This window comes from Leuconostoc gasicomitatum LMG 18811, assembly GCF_000196855.1.
GTDB lineage: Bacteria > Bacillota > Bacilli > Lactobacillales > Lactobacillaceae > Leuconostoc > Leuconostoc gasicomitatum.
This window is the reverse complement of record NC_014319.1, coordinates 1859395-1885382: the sequence shown is the minus strand read 5'-3', so window position 1 is coordinate 1885382 and position 25988 is coordinate 1859395. Positions and strand designations below refer to the sequence as shown.

21 protein-coding genes and 2 pseudogenes are annotated in these 25988 nt (G+C 31.7%); 20 read left to right on the top strand and 3 right to left on the bottom strand.

The genetic code is table 11. The features are described from left to right. Positions 1-26 precede the first annotated feature (26 nt). The 9 genes from LEGAS_RS09315 (at position 27) to LEGAS_RS09270 (ending at position 8947) form a co-directional block, all read left to right on the top strand. Positions 27-581 carry a TetR/AcrR family transcriptional regulator gene (locus LEGAS_RS09315; protein ID WP_010385291.1) on the top strand — a complete coding sequence of 185 codons (555 nt, stop codon included), beginning with the start codon at positions 27-29 and terminating at the stop codon, positions 579-581. Positions 582-654: 73 nt separating this feature from the next. Further along, positions 655-1233 carry a pentapeptide repeat-containing protein gene (locus LEGAS_RS09310; RefSeq protein WP_010385289.1) on the top strand — a complete coding sequence of 193 codons (579 nt, stop codon included), beginning with the start codon at positions 655-657 and terminating at the stop codon, positions 1231-1233. Positions 1234-1469: 236 nt separating this feature from the next. Continuing rightward, complete coding sequence (locus LEGAS_RS09305) at positions 1470-3026, top strand: ABC transporter ATP-binding protein (RefSeq protein ID WP_010385287.1); 1557 nt, start codon at positions 1470-1472, stop codon at positions 3024-3026. Beyond that, positions 3026-4162 (top strand): ABC transporter permease, encoded by a 1137-nt coding sequence (locus LEGAS_RS09300; RefSeq protein WP_010385285.1) that lies wholly within the window; start codon positions 3026-3028, stop codon positions 4160-4162. The genes LEGAS_RS09305 and LEGAS_RS09300 overlap by 1 nt, the downstream gene beginning before the upstream one ends. A 2-nt stretch (positions 4163-4164) precedes the next feature. Then, the gene (locus LEGAS_RS09295; protein ID WP_010385283.1) at positions 4165-5121 is read left to right on the top strand and encodes an ABC transporter permease; all 957 of its coding nucleotides are present in this window, start codon (positions 4165-4167) and stop codon (positions 5119-5121) included. 537 nt (positions 5122-5658) lie between these two features. Further along, on the top strand, positions 5659-6456 hold the full coding sequence (locus tag LEGAS_RS09290) for a hypothetical protein (protein ID WP_013232054.1): 798 nt from the start codon (positions 5659-5661) through the stop codon (positions 6454-6456). Between the two features lie 735 nt (positions 6457-7191). Continuing rightward, positions 7192-7812, top strand: a complete 621-nt coding sequence (locus tag LEGAS_RS09280; RefSeq protein ID WP_013232052.1) for a hypothetical protein — start codon at positions 7192-7194, stop codon at positions 7810-7812. 2 nt (positions 7813-7814) lie between these two features. Continuing rightward, a complete protein-coding gene (locus tag LEGAS_RS09275) occupies positions 7815-8471 on the top strand; it encodes an ATP-binding cassette domain-containing protein (RefSeq protein ID WP_010385272.1) in 657 nt (218 codons plus the stop codon). Next, positions 8468-8947, top strand: coding sequence for a hypothetical protein (locus tag LEGAS_RS09270; protein ID WP_013232051.1), 480 nt, complete (start codon positions 8468-8470; stop codon positions 8945-8947). The genes LEGAS_RS09275 and LEGAS_RS09270 overlap by 4 nt, the downstream gene beginning before the upstream one ends. A 491-nt stretch (positions 8948-9438) precedes the next feature. Here the strand turns inward: LEGAS_RS09270 and LEGAS_RS09265 are convergent, their stop codons facing one another. The 3 genes from LEGAS_RS09265 to LEGAS_RS09255 all read right to left on the bottom strand — a co-directional run bounded on the left by LEGAS_RS09265 (position 9439) and on the right by LEGAS_RS09255 (position 11248). Beyond that, on the bottom strand, positions 9439-9840 hold the full coding sequence (locus tag LEGAS_RS09265; protein WP_010381972.1) for a hypothetical protein: 402 nt from the start codon (positions 9838-9840) through the stop codon (positions 9439-9441). A 428-nt stretch (positions 9841-10268) separates the two neighbouring features. Next, positions 10269-10640, bottom strand: a complete 372-nt coding sequence (locus LEGAS_RS10130; RefSeq protein ID WP_039777435.1) for an ABC-2 transporter permease — start codon at positions 10638-10640, stop codon at positions 10269-10271. Positions 10641-10675: 35 nt separating this feature from the next. Beyond that, the gene (locus LEGAS_RS09255) at positions 10676-11248 is read right to left on the bottom strand and encodes a TetR/AcrR family transcriptional regulator (RefSeq protein ID WP_010381967.1); all 573 of its coding nucleotides are present in this window, start codon (positions 11246-11248) and stop codon (positions 10676-10678) included. 185 nt (positions 11249-11433) lie between these two features. On the opposite strand from LEGAS_RS09255, the gene LEGAS_RS10125 reads away from it, so the two are divergent. From LEGAS_RS10125 to LEGAS_RS09205, 11 genes and pseudogenes are all read left to right on the top strand, one after another. Continuing rightward, positions 11434-11604, top strand: coding sequence for a hypothetical protein (locus tag LEGAS_RS10125; protein ID WP_010381964.1), 171 nt, complete (start codon positions 11434-11436; stop codon positions 11602-11604). Between the two features lie 159 nt (positions 11605-11763). After that, positions 11764-12320: pseudogene (locus LEGAS_RS09250) on the top strand (site-specific integrase). Positions 12321-12402: 82 nt separating this feature from the next. Further along, positions 12403-12873 (top strand): helix-turn-helix domain-containing protein, encoded by a 471-nt coding sequence (locus LEGAS_RS09245; protein WP_010381955.1) that lies wholly within the window; start codon positions 12403-12405, stop codon positions 12871-12873. Positions 12874-13297: 424 nt separating this feature from the next. After that, positions 13298-13912, top strand: a pseudogene (locus tag LEGAS_RS09240) (IS30 family transposase); the annotation flags it as partial. Between the two features lie 493 nt (positions 13913-14405). After that, positions 14406-16886, top strand: coding sequence for a beta-ketoacyl synthase N-terminal-like domain-containing protein (locus LEGAS_RS09235; protein ID WP_013232048.1), 2481 nt, complete (start codon positions 14406-14408; stop codon positions 16884-16886). Continuing rightward, positions 16886-18097 (top strand): aminotransferase class I/II-fold pyridoxal phosphate-dependent enzyme, encoded by a 1212-nt coding sequence (locus LEGAS_RS09230; protein WP_013232047.1) that lies wholly within the window; start codon positions 16886-16888, stop codon positions 18095-18097. The genes LEGAS_RS09235 and LEGAS_RS09230 overlap by 1 nt, the downstream gene beginning before the upstream one ends. Before the next feature lie 11 nt (positions 18098-18108). Beyond that, positions 18109-22881: an SDR family NAD(P)-dependent oxidoreductase gene (locus LEGAS_RS09225; RefSeq protein ID WP_013232046.1), complete on the top strand. Its 4773-nt coding sequence runs from the start codon at positions 18109-18111 to the stop codon at positions 22879-22881. Further along, positions 22865-23590, top strand: coding sequence for a 4'-phosphopantetheinyl transferase family protein (locus tag LEGAS_RS09220; RefSeq protein WP_041771796.1), 726 nt, complete (start codon positions 22865-22867; stop codon positions 23588-23590). Before LEGAS_RS09225 ends, LEGAS_RS09220 begins: the two co-directional genes overlap by 17 nt. Beyond that, on the top strand, positions 23587-24516 hold the full coding sequence (locus tag LEGAS_RS09215; protein ID WP_242821463.1) for an ABC transporter ATP-binding protein: 930 nt from the start codon (positions 23587-23589) through the stop codon (positions 24514-24516). The genes LEGAS_RS09220 and LEGAS_RS09215 overlap by 4 nt, the downstream gene beginning before the upstream one ends. After that, complete coding sequence (locus LEGAS_RS09210; protein ID WP_013232043.1) at positions 24513-25370, top strand: ABC transporter permease; 858 nt, start codon at positions 24513-24515, stop codon at positions 25368-25370. The genes LEGAS_RS09215 and LEGAS_RS09210 overlap by 4 nt, the downstream gene beginning before the upstream one ends. After that, on the top strand, positions 25367-25978 hold the full coding sequence (locus tag LEGAS_RS09205) for a TetR/AcrR family transcriptional regulator (protein ID WP_013232042.1): 612 nt from the start codon (positions 25367-25369) through the stop codon (positions 25976-25978). Before LEGAS_RS09210 ends, LEGAS_RS09205 begins: the two co-directional genes overlap by 4 nt. Positions 25979-25988 lie beyond the last annotated feature (10 nt).

Sequence of the window (25988 nt, the reverse complement as noted above, 5' to 3'; positions counted from 1 at the left end):
GAAATTATCACCCAAAGGAAGATAATATGAAAAACAGAATAGCGGGACAAACTAGTGGTAGAATTAGGAATGCAATGTTGATATTATTAAAAGAAGAACAGAGTTTGGGGAAGATAACAATAGCAGCATTGAGTGATGAAGCAGGTATTTCCAGAAGAACTTTTTATCGCTATTATGCATCTAAGGAAGAGATTTTAACAACGTACATAGCCAATTTGATTAATGATTATATTGCGGAATTAAGGCAAAGTCGTTTACAAAAATTTGAGGATTTGGTCTCTTTTTTCTTCAATTTTTGGACGCAATATGCTGACGAATTATCAATTCTACAAAAGGCAGGCTTATTTTCACTTATTGTCGAGACCAGTAATAAAATGATACCTGCTTTATATCCTACTGTTGAAGCTCCTTGGCAGATTTCATCAAAAAATCAGCGGGACATTGTGTATGCTACGAGATATGGTATTGGCGGTTTCTGGAATGTATTGAGTCAATGGTTGGCAGTTGATAGAGAAAATATTAGTGTGTCAGAATTATCTCATATTCTTTTGAACGCAATGACATCGGCACAGGGTAGATAATGGTATCGTGATTAATAGTTCAATTTTTACTACCATTAATTTTTTAATACGATAGATAAGTAAGGGAGATCATGTGATAAATAAAGAGTTTGATGACATTGAAGAAGAAAACACATATGAAAATATCAATTTTTCAAGTATGAGGGATAAAATCCGGGTATCAGATGTTACTTTTGTAAACTGTACATTTGATCAAAATAATTTCAAAAATAGCGAATGGCTAGATTGCACATTTTCAGGGATTAATTTTTCTAACTTTAACTTTGAAAATAGTGTATTGTACAGAACAGAATTTAAAAACTGTAATTTATTAGGAACAGATTTTAGCGGTAATACTTGGAAAGATAACACAATAGAGAATTCCAGAGCTGATTACGCAACATTTAATTCGTCTAAACTGACAAATACACACATTAGAAATTCTAATTTTAATGAAACCTATTTTAGAGAAGTAGCCTTCCAAAAAGGCTTTGTAGCAAAAGAAAGCACATTCAATCATGCAGACTTTTTGGAATCTAAGCTAACAACTGTAGATTTATCATCAAGTGATTTTGATGACATTATTTTTACGCCAGAGAACATCAAAGGCTTGATAATCAATCAATTTCAAGCGCATATTCTTTTAAGTAATTTTGGTGTCATTATTCGTTAAAATGAGCTGCACCGTGTGTTTTTAAAATTAGAACTGTGTCGTTATTATATTGATGATAGTTGTCTATTCGATCAATTATTCAGTAAATTAATTGAAACAATTGGACAGTAATAAACATGATATAATATTCTTTAACGAAAAAGCCACGAACAATGTGTGTTCGTGGCTTTTTTAAAAATATTTTAGAAAGTGGAATTGCGTGAGTCGGATCACGACTGACGCTTTGGTAAAATATAATGACCGAATTAACACCAGTCATTGAGATGCGACATATTATCAAAAAGTTTGGTAATTTTGCGGCCAATGATGACATTAACCTACAAGTCCAACAAGGTGAAATTCACGCGTTACTTGGTGAGAACGGTGCAGGAAAATCAACATTAATGAACATTTTAACAGGCTTGTTACAACCAACGTCAGGAGAAATCCTGATTAATGGCAAACAAGTTACGGTTGATTCACCATCAAAGTCTGATGCACTGGGTATTGGTATGGTGCATCAACATTTTATGTTAATTGATGCTTTTACAGTAACAGAAAATATTATGTTAGGTTCAGAAATTACAAAGGGGTTGACGTTAGATACCAAAACAGCAGCCCAAAAAATCAAACAATTATCTGAACAATATGGTTTGCAAGTTGATCCCTATGCTAAAATATCAGATATTTCGGTTGGGCAACAACAGCGTGTTGAAATATTAAAAACACTCTATCGTGGTGCTGATATTTTGATCTTTGATGAACCTACTGCTGTGCTAACACCACAAGAAATTGATGAGTTAATTGCAATTTTCCATAACTTGGCCAAAGAAGGCAAATCAATCATTCTAATCACACATAAACTTGACGAAATTCGCGCTGCTGCGGACACTGTGACGGTGATTCGTGCCGGAAAATCTATTGAGACATTTCCAGTTGCGGGTGTATCATCTCAGGAGTTAGCTGATCTCATGGTCGGTCGTGAGGTGCATTTCAAGACGCTCAAGGATACAGTTGAAGTCGGGGAAACAATCCTTAAAATTGACAAGATTGAAGTCCAAAATGCGCGTGGCATTGCTGCTGTTAAAGATTTTTCGTTGGATGTTAAAGCTGGTGAAATTGTCGGCATTGCAGGAATTGATGGCAACGGTCAAACAGAATTAATTCAAGGAATCACTGGTTTAGCCAAAGTGCAATCTGGTACTGTGTGGTTGCAAGGTAAAGATATGACGAACAAAACACCACGTCAAATCACTGAGACAGGTGTCGGGCATATTCCAGAAGATCGATTGCGTTTTGGTATGGAAGTCGAAATGACTTTATCAGAAAACTTGGCACTACAAACGTACTACAAATCGCCTCTTTCAAAAGCTGGCGTACTACAACCAGTTGCAATGGATGAATTAGCTAATAAATTAGTCAAAGAATTCGATGTACGTTCAGCCGGTATTCAAGTGACTGCGGGCTCAATGTCTGGTGGTAATCAGCAAAAAGCGGTCATTGCACGTGAACTAAATCGTGATAATGACCTTATTATTGCCGCACAACCGACACGAGGATTAGATGTTGGTGCCGTTGAATATATACATCAACGTTTGATTGCCCAGCGGCATGCAGGTAAAGCGGTATTGGTTGTGAGTTTTGAGTTAGATGAAATACTTAACTTGTCAGATCGTATTGCTGTTATTAATGCCGGTCAAATCGTAGGTATTGTTAATGCAAAAGATACGAATAAACAAGAATTAGGGTTGTTGATGACGGGGATGAGTTTAACAGATGCACGCGCAGCACTCAAAGAAACGGTGAACGCCTAATGACAACACAAAAAAATTCACTTTCAGTTGCCCTATTTTCGGTTCTTTTTGGCCTCATTATTGGTGCCATCATTATGTTGGTATTTGGTTATAATCCTATTTCTGGTTATATGGCATTACTTGGTTCAGCCTTTGGATCAATGCAAGATATTGGTGGTGTTTTGACCCAAATGACGCCGTTAATTTTAACAGCGTTAGGTTTCACAGTGGCCCAAACAGCTGGCTTCTTCAATATTGGATTATCTGGTCAAGCATTAGCAGGCTGGGTGGGGGCTGTTTGGTATAGTCTCAGTTTTCCAAATATGCCAATCTATCTGATGATTCCTAGCGCATTGATTATAGGCGCTGGATTGGGTGCATTAGCAGGTGCTATTCCAGGTTGGTTACGGGCACAATTTGGTGCCAGCGAAGTGATTGTTACTATCATGATGAATTATATTTTATTATTTTTAGGTAATAATATTTTACAAAATACGATGTCTAAAGGCATTAAAGAATCTGCAGAGACGACAAAACAAGTTGGCGCAAATGCTTCTTTGCAAATGAAATGGTTAACTGATTTAACTCAGGGCTCTAGTATTTCAGCGGGTATCTTCATTTCATTAATTATGATTGTTGTTGTGTGGTTTATCATGACAAAGACGACACTTGGTTTTGAAATTCGTGCAGTCGGCTTAAATACTGATGCAGCAAAATATGCAGGGATGTCAGCTAAACGGAATGCAGTTGTGGCTATGGCTATTTCTGGTGGTTTGGCTGGCTTGGCCGGCACAATTGAAGGGCTCGGTAATTATTTAAATTTCTTTACACAAAACGGGTCACCAGCAATTGGATTTGATGGTATGGCTGTTGCCTTATTAGGTGGTGGTTCATATATCGGGATTCTTGGTGCTGCGGCCATCCTATCTGTATTAAAAATTGGTGGTTTGGGTATGCCAATGTCTTCTGGTGTCCCATTTGAATTAGTTGATATTGTGACTGCTTCGATTATTTTCTTCGTGGGAGCCAGTTACTTAATTAAACTCATGCAGGCACGCATCAAAGCCATGGATGACAAAGCCGCCCAAACAACTGAAGCGAAAAAGCTTTCAAATGTTGATTCGGCCAGCGATAGCAATCAGAAGGGTGGTGAATAAATATGTCATTAATGGCGATGTTAGCACTTATTATTTCTAGTACATTAGTTTATTCTGCTCCGTTAATTTTTACTTCAATTGGTGGTACATTTTCCGAACGCGCTGGTGTTGTTAACGTTGGTTTGGAAGGTATCATGGGGATGGGGGCGTTTGCATCAGTAGTCTTTAATCTCACATTTGCAGATACTTTAGGTGCTGCAACACCTTGGTTAGGGTTATTAGCTGGGGCTATTGTTGGGCTACTATTTTCCCTGTTACATGCAGTTGCGACAGTCACATTACGTGCAGATCACATTATTTCAGGGACAGTGATTAATTTGATGGCACCAGCATTAGGGGTGTTCTTAATTAAAGTACTCTATGGAAAAGGTCAAACAGCACCTATTGCACAAGATTTTGGTTATGCGTCTGTACCAGGTTTGTCAAAAATTCCTTTATTGGGACAATTATTTTTTGAAAAGACGTCTGGACCAGCATGGTTGGCAATACTTGTCGCAATCGTTTCATGGTATATTATCTTCAAAACAAAATTCGGTCTACGTTTACGTTCGGTCGGTGAAAATCCACAAGCAGCTGATACGCTGGGATTGAATGTGGCACGTTTACGTTATTCAGGGGTTATGATTTCCGGGCTGCTTGGTGGTGTTGGTGGTGCGGTTGTAGCACAATCTATTTCATTGAATTATTCCGCTAGTACAATTGTTGGTCAAGGATTTATGGCTATGGCGGCAATGATTTTTGGCCGATGGAACCCCATTGGTGCGTTATTTGCATCACTTTTCTTCGGGTTGTCACAATCATTAGCAGTGATTGGTGCACAATTACCAGGATTGAACAATATACCATCAATATGGTTACAAATTGCACCTTACATCTTAACAATTGTTGTGCTTGTGTTCTTCTTTGGTAAGACACGTGCCCCTAAGGCTGATGGTGTGAATTATATTAAAGCAGCTTAGCTGGTAGTGTGTGACACAAACCAAAAAAGTTAGATTTTGGGGACGGTGAATTTTTCTATATGCCGTCTAACATACTTTTACAAAAACAATTTTAATAAGACATGATAGTTTTGATTTATTGGTCAAAACTATCATGTCTTATTTTTTATACCCGAAGGATAATACACAGCAAGTATGAATATTAGCTGTCGATGCATATGAAGATCAAAATTTATCATCTATGATGCTGCATTGTGAAGGATTAAAATATTGCTGCGTGTGACAACAATTAAATCTTGACTGATCACGTGACTGCAAATTACATAGCATATTTTATAATATACTTTGCTTTAATTAAAAATTAAGTTTTTATTGACAGGTTTTATATTAACCTGTAATATTATATTTTTAGTGGAAAAGGGAACTGTTATTAATGTATAGTCTCAAAACAACGGCAGTGCCGATGGCAGTTGGTACGCGGATTAATTCAAAAGGATCTGTGAATTCTATTCATGGATCCTTTTTATGGCTAATAATAAGACATAAGGGGGAAATAAGATGAGCTTTTGGGTACATCGATTCAAATTAAAACAGTATTTTATTGGTATCATGATTGCCATGGCTATTGTTATGTTTCACGCTGGTTCAACAATTTTAAATAACTGGTCATTTTTAGATCAGTCACCTTTTTTATTTACACCATTTACAAAATGGATTTCAATTGATTCCGGGCCATTAACACTGCTCTTATTTTTGAGTTTGCCACTATTGTGTTGTTTATCAGGGAGTCAAATATATATTGATGATGTTGAATCTGGTTTTATTTGGCATGTTGTTCAAAAAAAATCATTAAGAAAATATATATTAAATATTGAGATGATTTCTTTTTTTAGTGGATTTGTAACTGTTTTTATACCATTATTAATAAACTATGCTATTTTGTGGTTTTTTTTACCGTACCTATTGCCAAATTTAATTATTAACGAAAATTTAACAGTGTTAAACACAACGTCTTTTTTTGCTAATACATATTACACCAATCCATTATTGTTTATAGTTTTTTACATGCTACTACCGTCTTTTTTTGGTGGAATATACGCTTTATTTTCGACTATGATTGCTTGCTTTACAAGAAAAAAATTTTTGAGTGTAACGGCCAGTTTTCTCTTTGTATCTGTATTATCTGTTATATCAGGAATTTTGCCCAATATATTTTATGCGCCAAACTTAATCTCCATAGCTTCTAGTCCAGTTTACTTACCAAATTTTCTGCGCGTTGTTTCTAGCTGTATGATCATAATGTCATTTATTTGTATATCAATTACATTAGGAGTTAAACGTTATGTTAATCAGTAAATATCTTACAAGAAAAAAAACGAGTATACAACGAATAGCAGAATTGCTAATTTTTATGACATGGACTGTTTTGTGTCTTTTTGGTATTGTGGGTGCAACTAATCACCTAAAATCGGAACAAAATTTATTCGAACTTTTTTTTACTGCAATTCAGAATCTTAGAAATCAAGTCCATTATGGCATTCCTCTAATGATTGTGATGGCTTTAATAATTTTCATTAAACCTACTGCGCATGAGATCTATATTTTAATTAATAATAAGTCTTTGGGAAAATTTGTGTGGCTTTGTTCTTTTAAAATTGCTTTATTTTTTTTATGGGGTTCAGTGACATCTTTACTTATTTTTTATGCGTTGATTCAAGACAATCACTATGTTGTAAAGCAGAATACAGTGATTTTTAGTTTAATACTTTTATTATTGTATTTTCTGAGTATGTTTACTTTAATATTATTGTTGAATTTCTTGACCGTCATATTCAATAAATTAGTTGGATTAATGTTCGGATTCATACTACTTTTTTTTGAAAATTTTTTATTTACAAATTTACATGAAACGTTATTTTTCTCCCGTGGGTTGTGGATTGACCCCAAAAGTTATAATAGTTTATTGATTTTCAATCTTCTTATCTTCCCAGTATATTTATATTGTATCTACAACTCAAATAAGTTGCTTTTAAAAATTGGTATAAATTTATGACACAGCAGCACTATAATTTGTTATTAAAAAGGAATCGCATGTTGTATTGGGAACAAATACGAATCAAGTTTATAATTGTCACGCTAGTTTATGTGATGCTTCTGCTACAAGCAAGACAGCAGCAACAATTCTACGGTGTCTTCTATGGTGTGCTACAAGCACCAAATGATTTTGTCATGCCAATCCAATGGTTTTTCACCATGCTATTGCCCGTTGCTGTCATTGGCGACAGTTTCAACCAATTAGTTAAGATAGAGTATCCATTGTTGAATCGTGTTGGATTAGGTACTTATATTCTCAGTATATTTCAAATCATGTCTGAAATGTTATTTCTGTTTTGGCTTTTATGGATTTTAATACCTGGAAATAATCAATCTTATTTATTTAGTGTTATTTTATTTTTAAATAGTAGTCTGAGTATATTTATTTTCTCATTGATCAGCTTGTTTTTATCGCCAGTTATTGCATATTTTATAGCTATATTGTTAGCAATGGGGACAATTGCTAACAATAAATTACCAATACTATCTCAATTTATGCTTAGTCGTTTTGATTCAAATTTAATAATTAACCTGTTTAACACAATTATTTTGATTTTAATTGTGATCATATTATTTAGTTGCATTCGGTACATAGAATTTACACAGATAAGGAAATAAAAATGTCACAAATTGTTGTTGAGTTACGTCATGTTAATAAAAAATTTAAGAGAAAAAATATACTGAACAATGTCAATTTAAAAATTTATGAGAATCATGTTTATGGTTTTAGTGGTCCCAATGGTGCTGGAAAAACGCTGACATTTAAAACAATATTAGGCTTTATAAAGCCTAACAATGGTGACGTGATAGTTGAAGGAAAATTTATCAGAAAAGAAGTGATGTTTGCTGAAAATATTGGTTTTTCAATTCAAGAATATGGTGTATTAGGAGATAAAACAGCTACAGAAAATTTATCCTTACTCAACATATTAAATAATCAGGTTGAAACAGCTGACATGAATATACAACAACTATTATCATATGTCGGGTTGGATCCTAATAATAAAGATAAGGTTAAGCACTATTCACTTGGTATGAAACAAAGATTATCATTAGCAGTTGCGCTTTTAAATGATAATAAGATTCTTATTTTTGATGAACCTACTAATGCGTTAGATGATTCAGGACAAGATTTTCTTGTCGCGATGATTAACGATTTAAAGCTAAAAGGTAAGACTATTTTGATATCCAGCCACGATAAATATTTTTTGAATCAAGTGTCTGACCACATATTTAAATTTAACGAGGGCACTATTGTAGGTGAGCAAATACTATGAAAAAATATCTAGTACTAGTTATATTTTTTTTATTAGTGTTGTTGTTTACAGTTAAGTTGCCTATGCAAAAAAAATATTCTGATTTCGAAGTTAATCAGTCCAGTATTAATTTAGCAAATTCAGATTTATCATTAAATAAAAATATTATCTTATTAAAACATCATCAGAAAATAGTTAAGCATGGCGTTGACGAAAATGCTGACTTATATATGGCTAATTTAACCGTCAATGTAACAAAACCGGAAATGACCTTCCCAGTTGAGTCGTTTCGTCTATATTCTGAAAAAGATGGGCAACCATACGCACCAAATAGTTTTCTTAAGTTTAAAACTAATGGTATAGACGATAGTAAAAAATTGATTGTAGGTACAAATAAAATCGAAATGACGACACCAATTTTAAACAAAGCAACTAAATATTATCTAGTTTTTGTGCAGCATAGTCAGAAAAAATTTGATTTAATTAATGTTAATTAATGCATATTTTGAGATTGTGTTGAAATTTAATTGCGTTCGTTTGTAATCATTAAGCCAAGAACAATCTGTTTTTGGTTTTTTTATTTTGTCATAATGGGAGTGATCCACAACAATCTAGTTTGTTGTGGATCACTGCCGTTTTTATACTGTTGGCAGATTGCAAAACAGGAATGACAACAAACAAGGTGACTTAGAACAAGCACTAATTAAGTGGCTATTAGTTATGCTCACTATCGCAATAGGGGAAGGAATAGGTGGCTAACGCTAATTCAGATACGATTAAACTACAAAAATAAAAAATCACGTCATTCACTTCAAATGACGTGATTTTTTATTTTAGGAAAATTTTTGTATTGAATGAATAAAAAATAAATTATGACACAGAAAACAAATTCATTTGATTTCTGTGTTCATGTTTACAATATTAGTCATCGTGATTGCATTCGTATAAAACTTGTCTGATTCATTTTTATTTCAGGCTACTTTTGTAATCAAAGACAACCCCCAGGATTAACAACTACCTGTGTAAATTTGAAGCCTACATTCTCAGGACTGCATTCCATAACAATAAAGAAATCATCCTTATCATAACTTTTCATAACAACTCCTTGTGAGAGACTAGTTTTCCAAAGAGGCTTAACGCCATAATAAGGTGCTACAGCTTTATTTGTTGGATTCGGCATGTTTACATCAAAGCCATTTTTAGTGAGCCATTCATGGTAATCATTCAGTGCTGGGAGTCCCATAGTTGGGACAGCCTGCATAATCATGTTTTGCTCAAGCATTTCATCACTCATATTAATTAAGTATTTCACTTTTGGGTCTAGGTTGTAATCATGAGATTGAACCAATTTTTCTGGGTCTTGGTTTAATTTAAAATTTGTTAATTGCATTTGTGATATCCTCCTCGTAGTCTATGAAAATTATAACGCTAATTTTGCCACTAGTGTTAGATTTTATGTGACTTTATTTTGTGAATTTTTTTAAAAAACAAGGGGGAAATCTATTAAAAAGTTGTAACCGCGCGTTTAATTGCTTGTGAAACTTTGTGGCATAATAGCATTCTGATAAAGACTAATTTATTGATTGGCTGATGTGATCTTCCTTCTTTAAGGAGATTTCTATTATAAAAAGCGGGGGAGAGAAGAGAGTAGTCAATCAATTGACTATGTAAAAATAGTAATTCTTCTAGATTAAATTAATATCAAATCGTCAAAAAAATTGTTCATTAGAATGAATGAAGAGAACATTCGTGAATGTTTTCACCTAAAATATATAGTTACTATCCTCGTTGTTGCTTTTACAATTCACCATTTTATTATTAAAAATTTCCTAATAATCGATAATGTTTCATTTGCATAGTGACGTAATAACTCAAATTTATCAGTGTACTGCCTATCAAATTTACCACGGCAAGTTTTAGCCATTTGTCACGATGAAATTTAAAAATAATGAAAATATTCATGAAAAATGTGGTAATTAATATAATTATCATATCAGTTGTTATACCACCACCCAAAGAGATAGCATGGCGTAGAGCATCGATTAGGTATGTCATTGGTAAATATGGGCTAATAGCACGTGCAAAACCGCTTGTTAGTTCTACAGGATAGAGTCCAGATGAAGCTGAAATTTGCAATACAAGAATAATAGTAGTTAGCCATGTTCCAAAACCACCTAAAATAATTCTCAAGCAAAAAATAATAGAGAGGAAAGTAATAGATCCAATTAGAATTGAAATAAACAGTTTAAAAAGATTTGATATACTATGTCCGGTTTCTCTGGATGAGATTTTTGTAACCAAAAGGTAATGATTGACAGAACATTTTGTAGGATGATTTCTTCAGCATAATCATTCGGAATAGTTAGTTCGATTGATATTTTTGTGTGATTTGTTAAATCAAATTTTATATCCATGTCAATTATTTCTTTCATCCGAGTTTTAATTATTGAATCTGGGTTTCGAAGAAGTACAGAAGTCAATTGTTTGTGTTTGTATAAGTATGAGAACATTTGAAAGAATGCATTGTTAGTATAATCCTTATTGGGTAATGCTTTCTTCAATGATGGTTTTGAATATTTGCCAAATAGTTCAACAATGCCGTTTAACAAATCATTTTCATAGTGATCTAGTAAGTCAAATTTGTCCAAATAGTGTAGATAAAATGTTCCTCTACTAATATGTGCAACTTCGGTTATATCTTTCACGGACATTTTATTAAAACCCTTTTTGCTGGCAATTTCGATAAATGCCATTTGAATAGCTTTCTCTGTTTTTTGTACTTTTATATTTCCTGCCATCAATTTGATTTCCTTGTTAGTGACATATTAGTTTTTTCACCTGATTTGTCTTAATTATAACAATTGTGATGTACAGTATAAAGATACTGCAAAAAAAGACATGAATATATGCTCGTAGACGAAATAGCTGTATCTAATATACTTGAAAAATCTTATAGTTGTATTGTAAATGGTAAATCTGCCATATGGATCAGTACAGAATAAAACCTTCCGATAAAACCAAAATTATAGATGATCCTAACGACTTTAGTGATAATCCTAAGTATATTTTTAACTTGTTGCTATCAATTATTACCGTAAGTATGCGGACGCTCGAATTAGTTGACGAATTACCAAAATTTGAATTTGAAGAATAAGATAGGGTCTATAATTAACAAATAGCCCCTATGAAAACCTATCAAAACAGCCCTCAACAAATCAACTTGGTTTGTTAGGGGCTGTTTTATAGTTTATACTTCAAATAACGCCTATATGGCTTGATTTTAACGCTTAAAAAAAGAGGTGACTAGGTTATGGTGCAACAACTTGTTTTACCGATTAAAGATTCCAACGTTTTAAAAAGTGTCCAGGAGACGCTTTTGGATAGTTTTCGGGCTGGTCGGCGTAATTACACCATTTTCAAACTTGGTAAAGCGACCCTATTGCGGGTCAGTGATCTGATGCAGCTTAAAAAAGCTGATGTGTTTAACGCAGATGGCACGATTAAGCAAAATACGTTTATCCATGATCAAAAAACAGGGAAAGCTAACACCCGCTACCTCAAACCAGTTCACGCTGATTTACTAGCTTATTATGACTGGCTTTTCCACTCAATTCAGCACCCAGAAGGCCATATTACCGAGAAACAATTTTATAAGGTTATGGCGAAGGTGGGAGATCTCTAGGGATTAACTATCTTGGTACCCATACAATGCGCAAAACTGGTGCTTAGCGGGTCTATATGCAGTCCAACTATAATATTTGATTGGTCATGCAATTATTAAACCACTCTAGTGAAGCGATGACTTTAGCTTATTTAGATTTAGATCAAGCGAGCCGTGAAACTATATTAGACCAAATTAATTTTGGCTAAAATAATGGACTTTAAACAGTGGCAAATATTATTTGCTTTATTTATTTAAGCACAATTGCAATAATGTGTTTAGGAGAAAACTATGAACTTTGGACAAAAATTACAAACTGCACGTATGAATATGAACTTAACGCAACAAAAAATCGCTGATGATTTCTTTATTACTAGGCAAACAGTATCCAGCTGGGAGAACGGCAATAGTTATCCAGATATTATGACATTACTTAAACTAAGTGATTATTTTGGATTTTCGATAGATGAAATATTACGGGAGGACAAAAAAATGCGCTTATTTTTGGACAAGAAAGATGTTAAACATGATTTAAAGCCAGTCTATCGTAGTGTACTATTAATTTCTGTTATCTTATTAGCAATAGAATTGCTAGATGTGTTTGGTGTCATTAAATTAGTAGGATGGCTTGGCTGGACAATTTGGGTTGTATTTGTGCTGAGTATACGTACATTTGAAATGTTAAGCAAATTTGATGTGTCTAACACTATGGGATTTAAATACACTTGGCAAAAAAAATTAAAAGCACTCTTACATATGTAGTCACCATAATGCGGGTTATGAAAAGTAAAAAGCGCTATCCCTACAGTAATTAGGGATAGCGCTTTATTTGTTAACATTAACATTAACATTGTAACTTTGTGAATTTTTGAGCGCAATCAAACTTTTGTGTGCTTTTTAGTTTTTATAAAAGCCAAACTGGTGAGCACGATACCGAAAAGCGCTAACGTTTTATTTACAAATGGATCAGTAGGCGTCAACAAGACGTTAAGGCTCATAATCATCAGGATCAAGAAAATTAGTTTCTGTGCGTTTAATTTTTTCATCAATAGACTCCCTCTACCACTATTTTATCATTAACTGTGATAAATACATAATTCACTCTCATAGATATTAAAAAGACCACTCTGGGAGTGATGTGAACCCCAATAGTTGGACAAAATAGAATTAATTAACTAACAGACTCAGTGGTGAGTTAGTTCGTCATTCTATCTATGATCGTTCACCAGTGTTAGCTAAGCGTAAACAATTTGGACATAGGGAGATTGATTTAGTGTTACCGATGAAACACAATAATGGCCAATATCAAGACCACTCGGCTATTATGACGGTCGTTGAACACAAAACTAGATTTTATGCGCTAGTCAAAGTTAAAAGTAAGCAATCTAAAGATATGATTGAAGCATTCAAGTTGTTTTATGAACGCTATGGCAAAGCAGTCCGGACAATTACAGCTGATAATGGATCTGAATTTATTTCCTGGGATTTCTTGGAGTATGTTCAAAAAGAACTCAAAATTAAATTGTATTATCGCACACCGTCATCACCACAGCAACGTGGCTCCAGTGAAAACCGTAATGGTAAACTGCGTGATTGGTTTCCCAAAGGCATTAGTTTTAAACCAGTAAGACAACAACAGCTCGATGCAGTGGTTGATAAAATGAATGCGATGTCGATGCGCATAGTGTTACAAGGTAAGAGTCCAATTGAGCTATTTGATAAAGAATATAAAACGATGCAAAGGTATCGCCGCGCGTATGAAAAACGCAAAATGATAAAAAGAAGTCATAATCATAAATAGTACTTTGTAAAATCAAATGAACAAAGTATTGTTATCATTGCTGTCATTTATCATTAATGCCACAGTTATCTATTTTTTTAGACCATCATATTGTGTTTTCAATTGATTACCAAAAGCCAATGTCTCTAAAAAATATGTGAAAATTGATCGAATATTCTTATTATTTCATCTTGCATATTTATTTTCACCAGATTTTATTGTTAATGCTAAACCATCGTCGTTTAAATTTTTAGAGTGATAGAGAGGGAAATTTGTGATATTTAATTTTCAACATTTTATAATATTTGATAACTGTCAATCATTTACATTTAAAATCAAAATGTCATAGAACTGTTTGGCTGTATTGAATTTCAGTGTTTAACCCGTAATTTTGAAACAATCGATTCTGATTTTTAGACATAAAAATATTTCTTATGAAAACAGTTTTGATATTTAACAAACCTTTTGTGATATAATGTTAATCGGATTAACATACTAGAGGAGGACGTTCGCTATGTACGAACCAATTGCGATTATTGGGTATGGGGTTCTGTATCCACCAAACTCAGACACCGTAGATAAATTCTGGGAAAATATTAAATCTGGGACTGAAGGCATTAGAGAGGTTTCAGACGAAGTATGGGACAAAAAATACTACTATGATAGTAATAAAAAAGTTTCAGACAAGACCTATTGCAAAAATAGTGGTTATATTGACAATACTGGAAACTTAAGTGACTATTTCTCAATCTTTAATTTAGATAGTATCAAAATATCTAGTCTAAATAGAACAAAAAAGATGGTTTTGTATACTATCTTACAGGCTATGGTAGAAGCAAAAATTAAGTTAACAGATATACAAGACTCTTCTTTGATTATTGGTAATATGTTAGGAGACTTAGATATTTGTGATTATATTTTATTCAAATATGGAGAAAAATATTTTGATGAAATAAAATCTGAATATTTTGAAAATTGCGACGAACTCTCTACTTTAAAAAGTGAATTTGAAGATGAATTGCGTAAAAAACTTGATATTGAGAATTTAGATGGAATGTTTCCTAGTTCATTAATATCTGACATTACAAAAATATTAGGAATAAATAACACTTCTTTTATTGTTGATGGTGCATGCTCAGGTAGCTTAATCGCAATCGATGAGGCAATTAAACTATTACAAAATAATGAAACAAATATGTGTATAGTCACCGGCGTCCTAGGTAACATGGGTGTAACAGGGAATATAGCATTTTCTAAAATTGGAGGACTGTCACATAGTAAATCAAAACCATTAGATGTGGATAATGATGGATTAACTCCTGGTGAGGGATCAGGTACTATTATTATTAAGTTGCTTAAAGAGGCAGTTAAAGATAACGATACAATTTTAGGGGTTATTAGTGGTAGTGGTGTTGCTAGTGATGGTAGTGGACAATCAATTTACGCGCCAAGTACTACGGGACAGTATTTAGCTATGAAAAAATCTCTCAAAAGAGCTAATTTAGACATCACTGATATTGATTATATTGAAATGCATGCTACGGGTACTCCTGTAGGAGATGATGTCGAGTTAGAATCCATCGTGAAACTTTGCAAGGAGGCTGATTTATCTCATAAAATTAAAGTTGGATCGCTTAAATCTCAGATTGGACATTCTTTTTCCGCTGCTGGTATGGCTAATCTTATAAAAGTTTTAAAAAGCATGGAATCCAAACAATATCCACCTACATATAATTTCAATCAATTATCTGAAAAGTCTTCAAAAATAGTTGAAAATTATCTAACCGTAAATGTTGACTTTCTACCTTGGAAAGCAAGAGATGAAGCGCCACGAAGAGCTCTAATTAATGCGTTTGGTTTTGGTGGCATTAATGGAAATATCTTAGTAGAAGAGTACATTACTGATTACCACACTTGTAAACCAAATCTTTTAGTTGATGGAGACACAAATTTTTCTATTGTTGGTATTGGCATTGTCGACGAAAATCAGAAAAACTTCGATGAATGTAAACATGATAATATTTCAAATGAAAACTTTATATTTCCTTTTATTAAATTTAAGATTCCACCTAAAATACTGAATAAAATTGATTATTCTCAACAGATAGCTTTAATTGCAGCAACAAAAGCAATTGGTGATAATTTAGCTGAAATAGACAAAAATAAAGTAGGAGTTTACATTGGTGCATCTATGGGACTTGAAAATGCCTATTACTCCGATATTAGAATAAGAAGTGTTGAATATACTAATGCCTTAAAGGAAGCCTTAAAGAAGAATAGCCGTAACCTTTCAAATAATATTCTAAATAATGCTGAGTTAAATTTTAAAAATAAATTTGAAAGTATTGAAGAAGACAGTTTACCTGGATTTATGGACAACATCATTGCAAGTAGAATTTCAAATTATCACAATATACAAGGATGTAACGCGGTTTATGATGCTGGGGTAAATTCTTTCTCAACTGCATTAAATCAAGGGGTATTAAGTTTAATTAATGGTGAAAATGATTTCATAGTTGTTGGGGGCGTTAATGGAAATACAATGCCCGAATATAAACAAGTATTTATAAAGCAGAATCACGATACGATGAAAGAAGATAAAATAAAAGATGGAGCATGCTTTTTTGTTATAAAGAGAGACAACGATGTAGTCCCAAGTGATGAAATTTTAGGAAGGTTCACTAAAAAAAAGAGTAAACCAATTACATTGAGTATAAAGAAAAATAATTACCTTGGTGCTAGCGGAGCTTTTGAGATGCTAAGTAGAATAAAATGTAACCCCAATAATTTATTACAAGAAATTATTAACGATGAGGGTTCAAGAATATCAGTATTACGACTTACAAAAAATACATTATATTCAATTGTTGAAGACACATTGACTAAAGAAAAAATAAAATATTTATCAAATGATAAATCCGAACTTTCTATCGTTTATAAAGATATAGAAGATTTGAAAAGAAAGATTAAGTTAACTAAGAAGGTAATATTTTAATGGATAATAAAGTGATAAAGAGTAAAAAAATTGAACAAAAGATTGAAGATATGGTCAAATATGTCATTCAAGGTAAGGAATCTGGGATGTATGTTTTCGAGCCTAATTTTTCATCGGCACAGTGTGGAACATCAATTGTTGGAAAACAAAAAGTTGTTATGCTGACCTCAAACAATTATCTTGGTCTTGCAACTCATCCTGATGTAGTTGATTGTTCTAAAAAAGCAATAACTAAATATGGTACTGGGACCTGTGGTGCTAGGCTTCACAATGGAACTACTAATCTACATACAGAATTAGAAGAAGCATGTGCTAATTTTTTTGGAACCGAGGCTGCTGTTATTTTAAGTGCTGGATACCTTGCAAATCTAGCGGCAATTTCTTCTGTAGCAGATGAAGAGACTGTGATAATAACAGACCAGTTTAACCATATGAGTATAGTAGATGGAATCAATATGTCTAATGCGCAAGTGAGAATATTTAAGCATAACGATATGAATAAGCTTGAATATATTTTAAAAAACAATAAAGAATTTAAAAAGAAATTGATTATCGTTGAAGGCGTTTATTCAATGGAGGGAGATATTGCACCTTTAGAAAAAGTGGTTGAATTGGCTGAAAAATATGACGCAAGCATTCTAGTAGATGAAGCCCACTCCTTTGGATTTATTGGTGAGAAAGGACAAGGGGTATCTGAACTTAAAGGAGTTGGAGACAGAATTCACATGAGGATGACTACTTTTAGTAAATCTCTTGCAAACGTCGGTGGTTGTATAGCTACAGATAAAAAAACAGCCTTATATATTAAACATAATGCACATCAATACATTTTCAACGCAAGTATGCCACCCTCAGCCGTTGCAGGGACTTTGCAAGCGTTAAAAGTTATGAAAGAAGAACGCTGGAGAAGAGAGAAGTTATGGGAGAATACTCTACAATTTAGACGTGGAATTCAAAAGATCGGTTTGAATACCATGGGCAGCACTTCCCCCGTTGTTCCTATCTATGTCGGAAACGATGATATTAATATGAAAATTACTAAGGAATTACTATCAGAAGGAGTGTATATTGCTACCGCAGTCTTTCCTTCAGTTCCAAAAAATGAAAGCAGATTACGTGCAACAATTACAGCTTCTCTCAGTGGAAAAGAAATTGATTTTGCTTTGCAAAAAATCGAAGTAATCTTTAGAAAACATGAATTAATAAATTAGGGAGAATTAATATGGAAAAAGAAATTGCTCTCGAAAGAATACAACTGTTAGAAGATAATGGAATTTATTTGAAAAGAAATATATCCGGTAAAAAAGCTGTAATATTCCCTGGCCATGGCTCTCAGTATGTTAACATGCTTTCTGATTTGAAAGGAAAGCATAAAATTGTTGACGAAGTTCTTAAAGAGTCGGAAGATTACTATAAAGAAATTGCTGGAATGCCTTTCTGGGAACGCTTAAAGACAGATGAAATAAATACTATTCCAACTCTAATGCAACCTGCAATTATAATTGCAAATGAAGTCTACTTTAGAATTTTAAAGAAGAAATATGGAGTATGTCCAAACGTTTTATTAGGACATAGTTTAGGAGAAATTTCAGCATTATGTGCAGCAAGTGTGATTAGTTTTAAAGATGCTATAAAAATTGCTTATCAGAGAGCAAAATGTCTAGAATTCTTGGATGAAAAATCTAAGGGTCGAATGATTTCATTAAAGTTATCAAGTAACGAAGAAGAAAAAGCAATAAATAATTATTTGTTTCTACATGATAACTTAGAATTAGCTATTGTAAATTCACAAACTCAAAAAATAATATCCGGAACAAAGGAAGACATAAAACAACTTGAAAAATATTGTGAAAGTATTGAAATAGTTTCATATATTTTACCTGTTCCTTATCCATTTCATTCCGCGCTTTTAGAGTCAATCAAAGGAAAATATCAACAAGAAATTAAAAAGATTAGTTTTACAATACCCTCAATTAATATCTATTCAACTATTTTATCACGTCTGTATTTAAAAAAAGATTTTGTTAATATTGTTGAAATTTTGGGAAATCAATTAATTGAGCCATTTAATTTTAAAAGTATAATAGAAGATTTATATAATAACTATAATGTAAAAAAATTTTTTGAATGTGGCTCCAATAGAATTATGACTAATATTGTGGACGAAATATTAAAAGGAAAAGAATATACATGCATCAACTTAAATTCAAAAAAAGAAAATGATTTTGTAACATTGAAAAAAGCAGAGGTAAAGTTATCAATGATTGACAATCAAGATAGTAATCATAGTTTATACGCAATTATTAATAGTGTCACAGGTTATCCAATTGACATTATTAAAAAATCAATTGAAACAAATGATTTTCAATCTAATTATGGTTTACAACTAGCATTATCTAGTGAGACTCAGGAACAAATTATTGAAAAATACAATAGAAAAAGTCAGTCGCAATACACTAGTTTTGATGCACTAATTTTAAATAAAGTACCTGAGTATGAAAACTCCAGTTCCAAAAAAAATGATGAATTGCTAATTAAGTTAGGAAATGCAGAACAGATTAGTGATAAAGTAAAAGGATATATCAGTGAAAAGACAGGATATCCATTAGAATTATTAGAAGACGACGCAGATCTTGAAGCAGATTTAGGAATTGACTCAGTAAAACAAGCAGAAATTTTGGCCAAAGTAAAAGATGAATTCACAATTAGTGACTCAGAATTTGATAATAGTGAAAATCCTCGAACAATTTCGCAAATTGTTGCACTCATAAAAACTGCTGATTCACTAGCGGACGTAGAAAATGCAACATCAGTTAAAGAAGAAAATGCAGAACAGATTAGTGATAAAGTAAAAGGATATATCAGTGAAAAGACAGGATATCCATTAGAATTATTAGAAGACGACGCAGATCTTGAAGCAGACTTAGGAATTGACTCAGTAAAACAAGCAGAAATTTTGGCCAAAGTAAAAGATGAATTCACAATTAGTGACTCAGAATTTGATAATAGTGAAAATCCTCGAACAATTTCGCAAATTGTTGCACTCATAAAAACTGCTGATTCACTAGCGGACGTAGAAAATGCAACATCAGTTAAAGAAGAAAATGCAGAACAGATTAGTGATAAAGTAAAAGGATATATCAGTGAAAAGACAGGATATCCATTAGAATTATTAGAAGACGACGCAGATCTTGAAGCAGATTTAGGAATTGACTCAGTAAAACAAGCAGAAATTTTGGCCAAAGTAAAAGATGAATTCACAATTAGTGACTCAGAATTTGATAATAGTGAAAATCCTCGAACAATTTCGCAAATTGTTGCATTAGTGGCTAAAAAGAGTATTACTAATACTGAAATACAGGCTGATGAGAATGTAATAATACAGCCTGATGAGTTCTATGATATGAATCGTTACACTTCAAAAACAATTAATTTTAGTCAAAAGCATGAGATGCAATATTTATTAGAAGACAAAAGCATTCTAATCATTAGTGAATCCAAGAAAGGTGTAATTGGTAAACTGCTCTCTGAAAAGCTTTCTGAAAAAAATAAAGTTACGACAATTTCACCACTAGAAGTTGATTTTGAAAATACCAAAGAACTAAAGCGTATTATTGAATATAACATTACTCTTCTGGGAAAAGTAGATTGTATTATCAATTTACAAGGAATAACAGAATTTTCATCAATTAATGACTTTGAAAATATGCATGAATGGGAGAATAGAACATTAAATATTTATAATGGTCTATTTTATACAAGTAAAATTTCCTATGATTTTTTAAGTAATAATAGCAATACAGCTTATTTTGGGGCAACAAATATTGGTGACTATTTTGGGTTAGAAAATAAAAATCATGAAACAATAAATCCACTAGGAGGACTAGTTACTGGTTTCATTAAAGCGTTGGAAAAAGAATTAAGACCATTTATTTCGAAGGTAGTAGATATTAATGAATCAGATAATCTTACAGATGAGCAAGTTGCTAATATTTTATTGAAAGAATTTTCAACTTATGGAAAATTAATCGAAATAGGTATTAAAAATAATGTCAGAAAAGGAGTTATTACTTCAAAAGTTCAAGATGACGTCTCTACTACAAGTTTTAAATTATCTAATGAAGAAGTAATTCTGGTTACAGGTGGTGGTAGAGGTATTACATACGAATGCGCTAAAAAATTAGCTATTTCTACAGGTACAAAACTTATTTTAACTGGGAGAACTGAGTTACCATCAAAAAATAACCCGTATATTCAAATGTCAGAAATTGAGTTTGAAAAATACAAGAAAGAATTTATGGTTGAGAGAAAGAGAATAGACCCAAATCTTTCTGTTATAGAAATTGTATTTGAATATGAAAAGCTTAAAAATGCCAGAGTCTTATTTAATAATCTTAAAATTTTAACAGATTTAAAAATTCAATTTGATTATATCAAGTGCGATTTTTCAAAAGAAAAGTATGTTGTAGAACTAAAGCAACATTTAGATGATAAAAATATTCGTATCAGTGGCATAATTAATGGAGCTGGACTACCATCATTTGGAAAAATTAATGCTAAGAATGAACTTTTAGCACAAAATGTCGTAAAAGTAAAATCAAATTCAATATTTATGTTATTTAAGTATTTTATTACACAAAGCCAAATCAAATTCATTATTCATATGGGTTCAATTAGTGGTCGTTTTGGAATGGATGGACAGGTAGATTATTCGGCAGCAGCAGACCTATTAGTGAAGATTTCTAATAACATTAATAGTCTTACAAATACTAAAAGTATAGTAATCGGTTGGCCAGCTTGGGACGAAGTTGGTATGGCGATGAATGATGACGTTGAAAAAGTTCAAAAATATGAACGAGGACTATCCTTTATTTCCGTATCTGAGGGAACACAAAGATTTTTAGAAGAAATTTTCTTATATCAAAATCTAAATGAGGTTCTTATTTTTAATCATCTTGGAGAAAAGAATATGCCGTTAGGTCAACTTGATGATGTACAGCCAGATCAGTCCAAAAAAAACATAATCAATGATGATAACATCGTTATTGATAGAGAAAAATACTCAATGATTGAAAAGGTTGAATATTTTGATAAAAATAAAATCACAGCGACAAGAAAGTTGTCTATAACTACTGACAGACATTTACAAGAACATATTGTTAATGGGACGAACGTTTTAGCGGGAGTATTTCATATTGAAGCTGCTGCAGAATTAGCAGATTTATATCTAAATTTAAATGAACAAAATGGTTTTCGGATTACAAAAATTCGTGATTTTAATTTTATGAGATTTATAAAAGTCTATCCAACCAGAACGGTTGATTTAAAAATTACTGGGAATATTATATTTCAAAATGAAGATAAACTAATTATTAAAATGATAATTACTTCCGATTTTAAAAATATAGACGGTGTCGTTTTACAAAACGACATTGTAAACTCATCAGGAATTATAGAGATGGAGAAGAATAGTATACCAATAACTCCAGCTAATTTTGAAACAGATTTAATTGAAATTAATAACATTGATATGGAGAAAAGTTTAGATATTTACAAATATTATGATAAAGGAAAAGAAAATATTTTTTTTGGGCCAGAATTTCAGAATATCAACAATGTAAGAACTGACTCTAATAAAAATATTACGGGAGCAAACATTATTGTAACAGATGAAAGTGGTGTCTTCACATTCTTGAAGAACATTAATTCACAAATAAATCCAATTCTCATTGATAATTTTGGCAGACTGATGTTATTAAATGAGTTTCATCAAAATGGTTCTACTGTTGTGCCCACACATATTTCTGAAACAGTCAAATACGGTAACTTTAAAATCGGTGAACAACTAAAGGTATATGTTAAAAAAATAGGTGAAGAAAATAATGAAGTAATTTATGATGGTTATATTTATAGAGATAAAGAGCTACTCCTTTCCATTAAAAAAATGCATTTAACGAAAGTTGGACAGGTCTCAGATTATGATATTGCACTTTAATATTGTATCTCTCAACAATAAAGAATACATTTTGAAAGATGTTTCTGACTATACTGCTGAAGAGTTGAAAGGTATGAGAGGTAGTTTAACAAAACGTGAAAAAGAAAAAATTGATAGGCAAAATACTACAACACGAAAAAATTCAATAATATTATCAAGACACTTGCTAAAAAATTCAATTAGTAATGTTTTAAAAACGAATAGTGATGATATTGAAATTCTTAATAAAGAAAATATTACAGGTAAACCTTTTGTCCTCAATCAGGGAGTATCTACTAACTTAGATGTTAGCATTTCTTATTGCTATCCATTGGTTGGTGTTATATTCTCAGATTCCAACGTAAAAGTGGGAATTGATATAGAAAATATTTTTTCTAATTCTTCTGATTTATTTTTGCATTTTAGTTTTTCTACTAAAGAAATCGAATATCTTTCTCAAATTTATCCACAACAGTTTTTAGATAGAGGTTATACGACTTTATGGTGCATAAAAGAGGCAGTAGGAAAATTACTAGGAATAGGATTAAGTGGAAATCCTAAAGGACTTGAAGTTTTTTTAATAAGTGAAAAGGAAGTATCTGTATCATTCAGAGATGATAGTTTTAAAACAAAATTATTTTTTAAAAATAAAAAATTATTTCTAAGTATTCGGTATGTCGATACATTTTGTATTTGTTATACAAAAGTATTTTCTCAAAAGGAGAAATGATGAACTCAATTATATCAGTAAATAATTTAACAAAAAAATATAATGATACTATTGTTGTAGATAACATAAGCTTTGATGTAGAAAAAGGAGCCCTATTTTCTTTTTTAGGGACCAATGGCGCTGGAAAATCAACTACAATTAACATTATTTGTACAGTTTTAAATGCTTCAAGTGGAGAGACCTATGTTGATGGATTAAATGTTAAAACTGAAAAAAATAAAATTAGAAGGGAAATAGGTATTGTTTATCAACAAAATGTTTTAGATGATTTATTGACTGTATCAGAAAATTTAAAGTTTAGAGCCAGTTTATATGGAATAAAGGGTAGGAAGTTTGATAAAAGATTAAATGAACTTGCAAATAAATTAAATTTTAAAAAGTATTTGAATCAAAATTTTATAACTTTATCAGGAGGGCAGAAAAGAAGAGTTGAAATTGCTCGAGCAATTTTCCATAATCCTAAAATATTATTACTTGATGAGCCAACTACTGGATTGGATCCCAAATCAAGAAAGAGAGTTTGGGAAATTATATGGGAACTAAAAAAGAATCTTGGAATGACCATTTTTTTAACCACACACTATCTTGAAGAAGCCAAAAATTCTGACTTAATTATGGTATTAAATAATGGTAAAATAATTGCGAAGGGGTCCTCTTTAGAGCTAAAAAATCAATATTCTTGTGATAAATTTTTAATATATCCACAAAATAATGTAAAAGATAATCTCATTAATTCATTGGTAAAATCAAATATAAAATTTGAAGAATTTGAGGATCATGTAATTATTCAAAACCCCAGTATAGATGAAGTTAGTAAAGAACTGAAAAAAAATAGCGATTTAATAGATTCATTTGAGTTTCAAAAAGGCAGTTTAGATGATGCCTTTTTAAACATTTTGAAACGTTCTGAGGAGGAGTTACATTGATTAGTAGACATTTAAAAATCTATTTTAGAGATAAGGGAACAATTATTTCATCTTTAATAGCAATATTGGTGACAATAGCATTATATGTACTGTTTTTAGGAAATTATTTGGAGTCAACAATCAACAATACAATAGGAGTCAATACTGGGAATTTTCTTTTTGTTAATACGTGGGTTTTATCAGGTATTATTATTGTTAGTTCAGTAACAGTATCATTAGGTATATTTGGGGTTAAAGTCAAGGATGATGAAACAGAAATATTTAAAAGCTTTGCGGTTAGTCCCGTATCAAAATTATCTATCGTTCTTAGCTATATTATTGCTGCTTGGATAATGAGTTTTATTATTACTTTAATTGCATTTATACTTTGGACTATAGTAATGAAAATATTGGGATATACAATAATTAGTTTTTCTTCTTTACCATTATTACTGTTGTATGTAATTATAAATATACTATCTTCAACTAGTCTGACTTTTTTTATAGTAAATTTTGTCAAATCTGTTACTGCTTTTAGCTCAATATCAACCATTGTCGGAACATTAACAGGATTTCTTGCAGGTATTTATTTACCAATTGGTGCTTTACCTAAATATGTTCAATTTTTAATGAAATTTTTTCCACCAACTTATGGAGTGGCACAAATAAGAAGTGCTTTGGCAGATTCTCCTTTAAAAAATATTACTCAAAAAGATAGCATATCCACAATTAATCAATTAAAATTGTATATGGGAATAAAAGTTGAAGTATTTGGACACTTATTGACAAATATTGATATAACAATTATATTATTGGGAACTACAATACTGTTCACACTATTATCTGTTATTCAATTAAAGGAGACGTCAAAATGAGTGAAAAAAATTTTTTTCATCATGGGAATTTGAAAAATGAAATTATCAAACAAGGTTTAAAAATAATTAATGATAGAGGCTTTCAAGAAGTTGAATTGAAGGAAATAGCAAAACTTTGCAATGTTAGTTCACCATCTATATATAGACACTTTAAAGGAAAAAATGATTTAATGGGAGCCTTACTAGTAAAGGTCTCATATGACTTTTACTGTTTTTTAAATGCAGAATCTAAACAATCGATTGCAAATCCAGAAGAAAAATTAACACAAATGGGCGTCCGTTTTTTACTATATTCCCAAAACTACAGATACTACTTTGAATTTCTTTTTTATAGCGAATTCGAACGCCATGTTGAATTAGATTCTAGTGTACACATTGATAATTTTGATGAGCAAAATAGTTTTAATCTTTTTAAAAAATCAGTGATTCAATATCTGAATTATTACGGAGTCACTAACAACTATAACAAACATATAATAAATTTATGGTCCTATATAAGTGGTTTAGCTGTTGTTGCTGAAGGAATAAACAGCAACAATAAAAACAAAATTTTAGAAGCTTATATACAAGATATGATAAAAATTTACACGTTAAGCCTTAAAAGTTAAATAAATAATA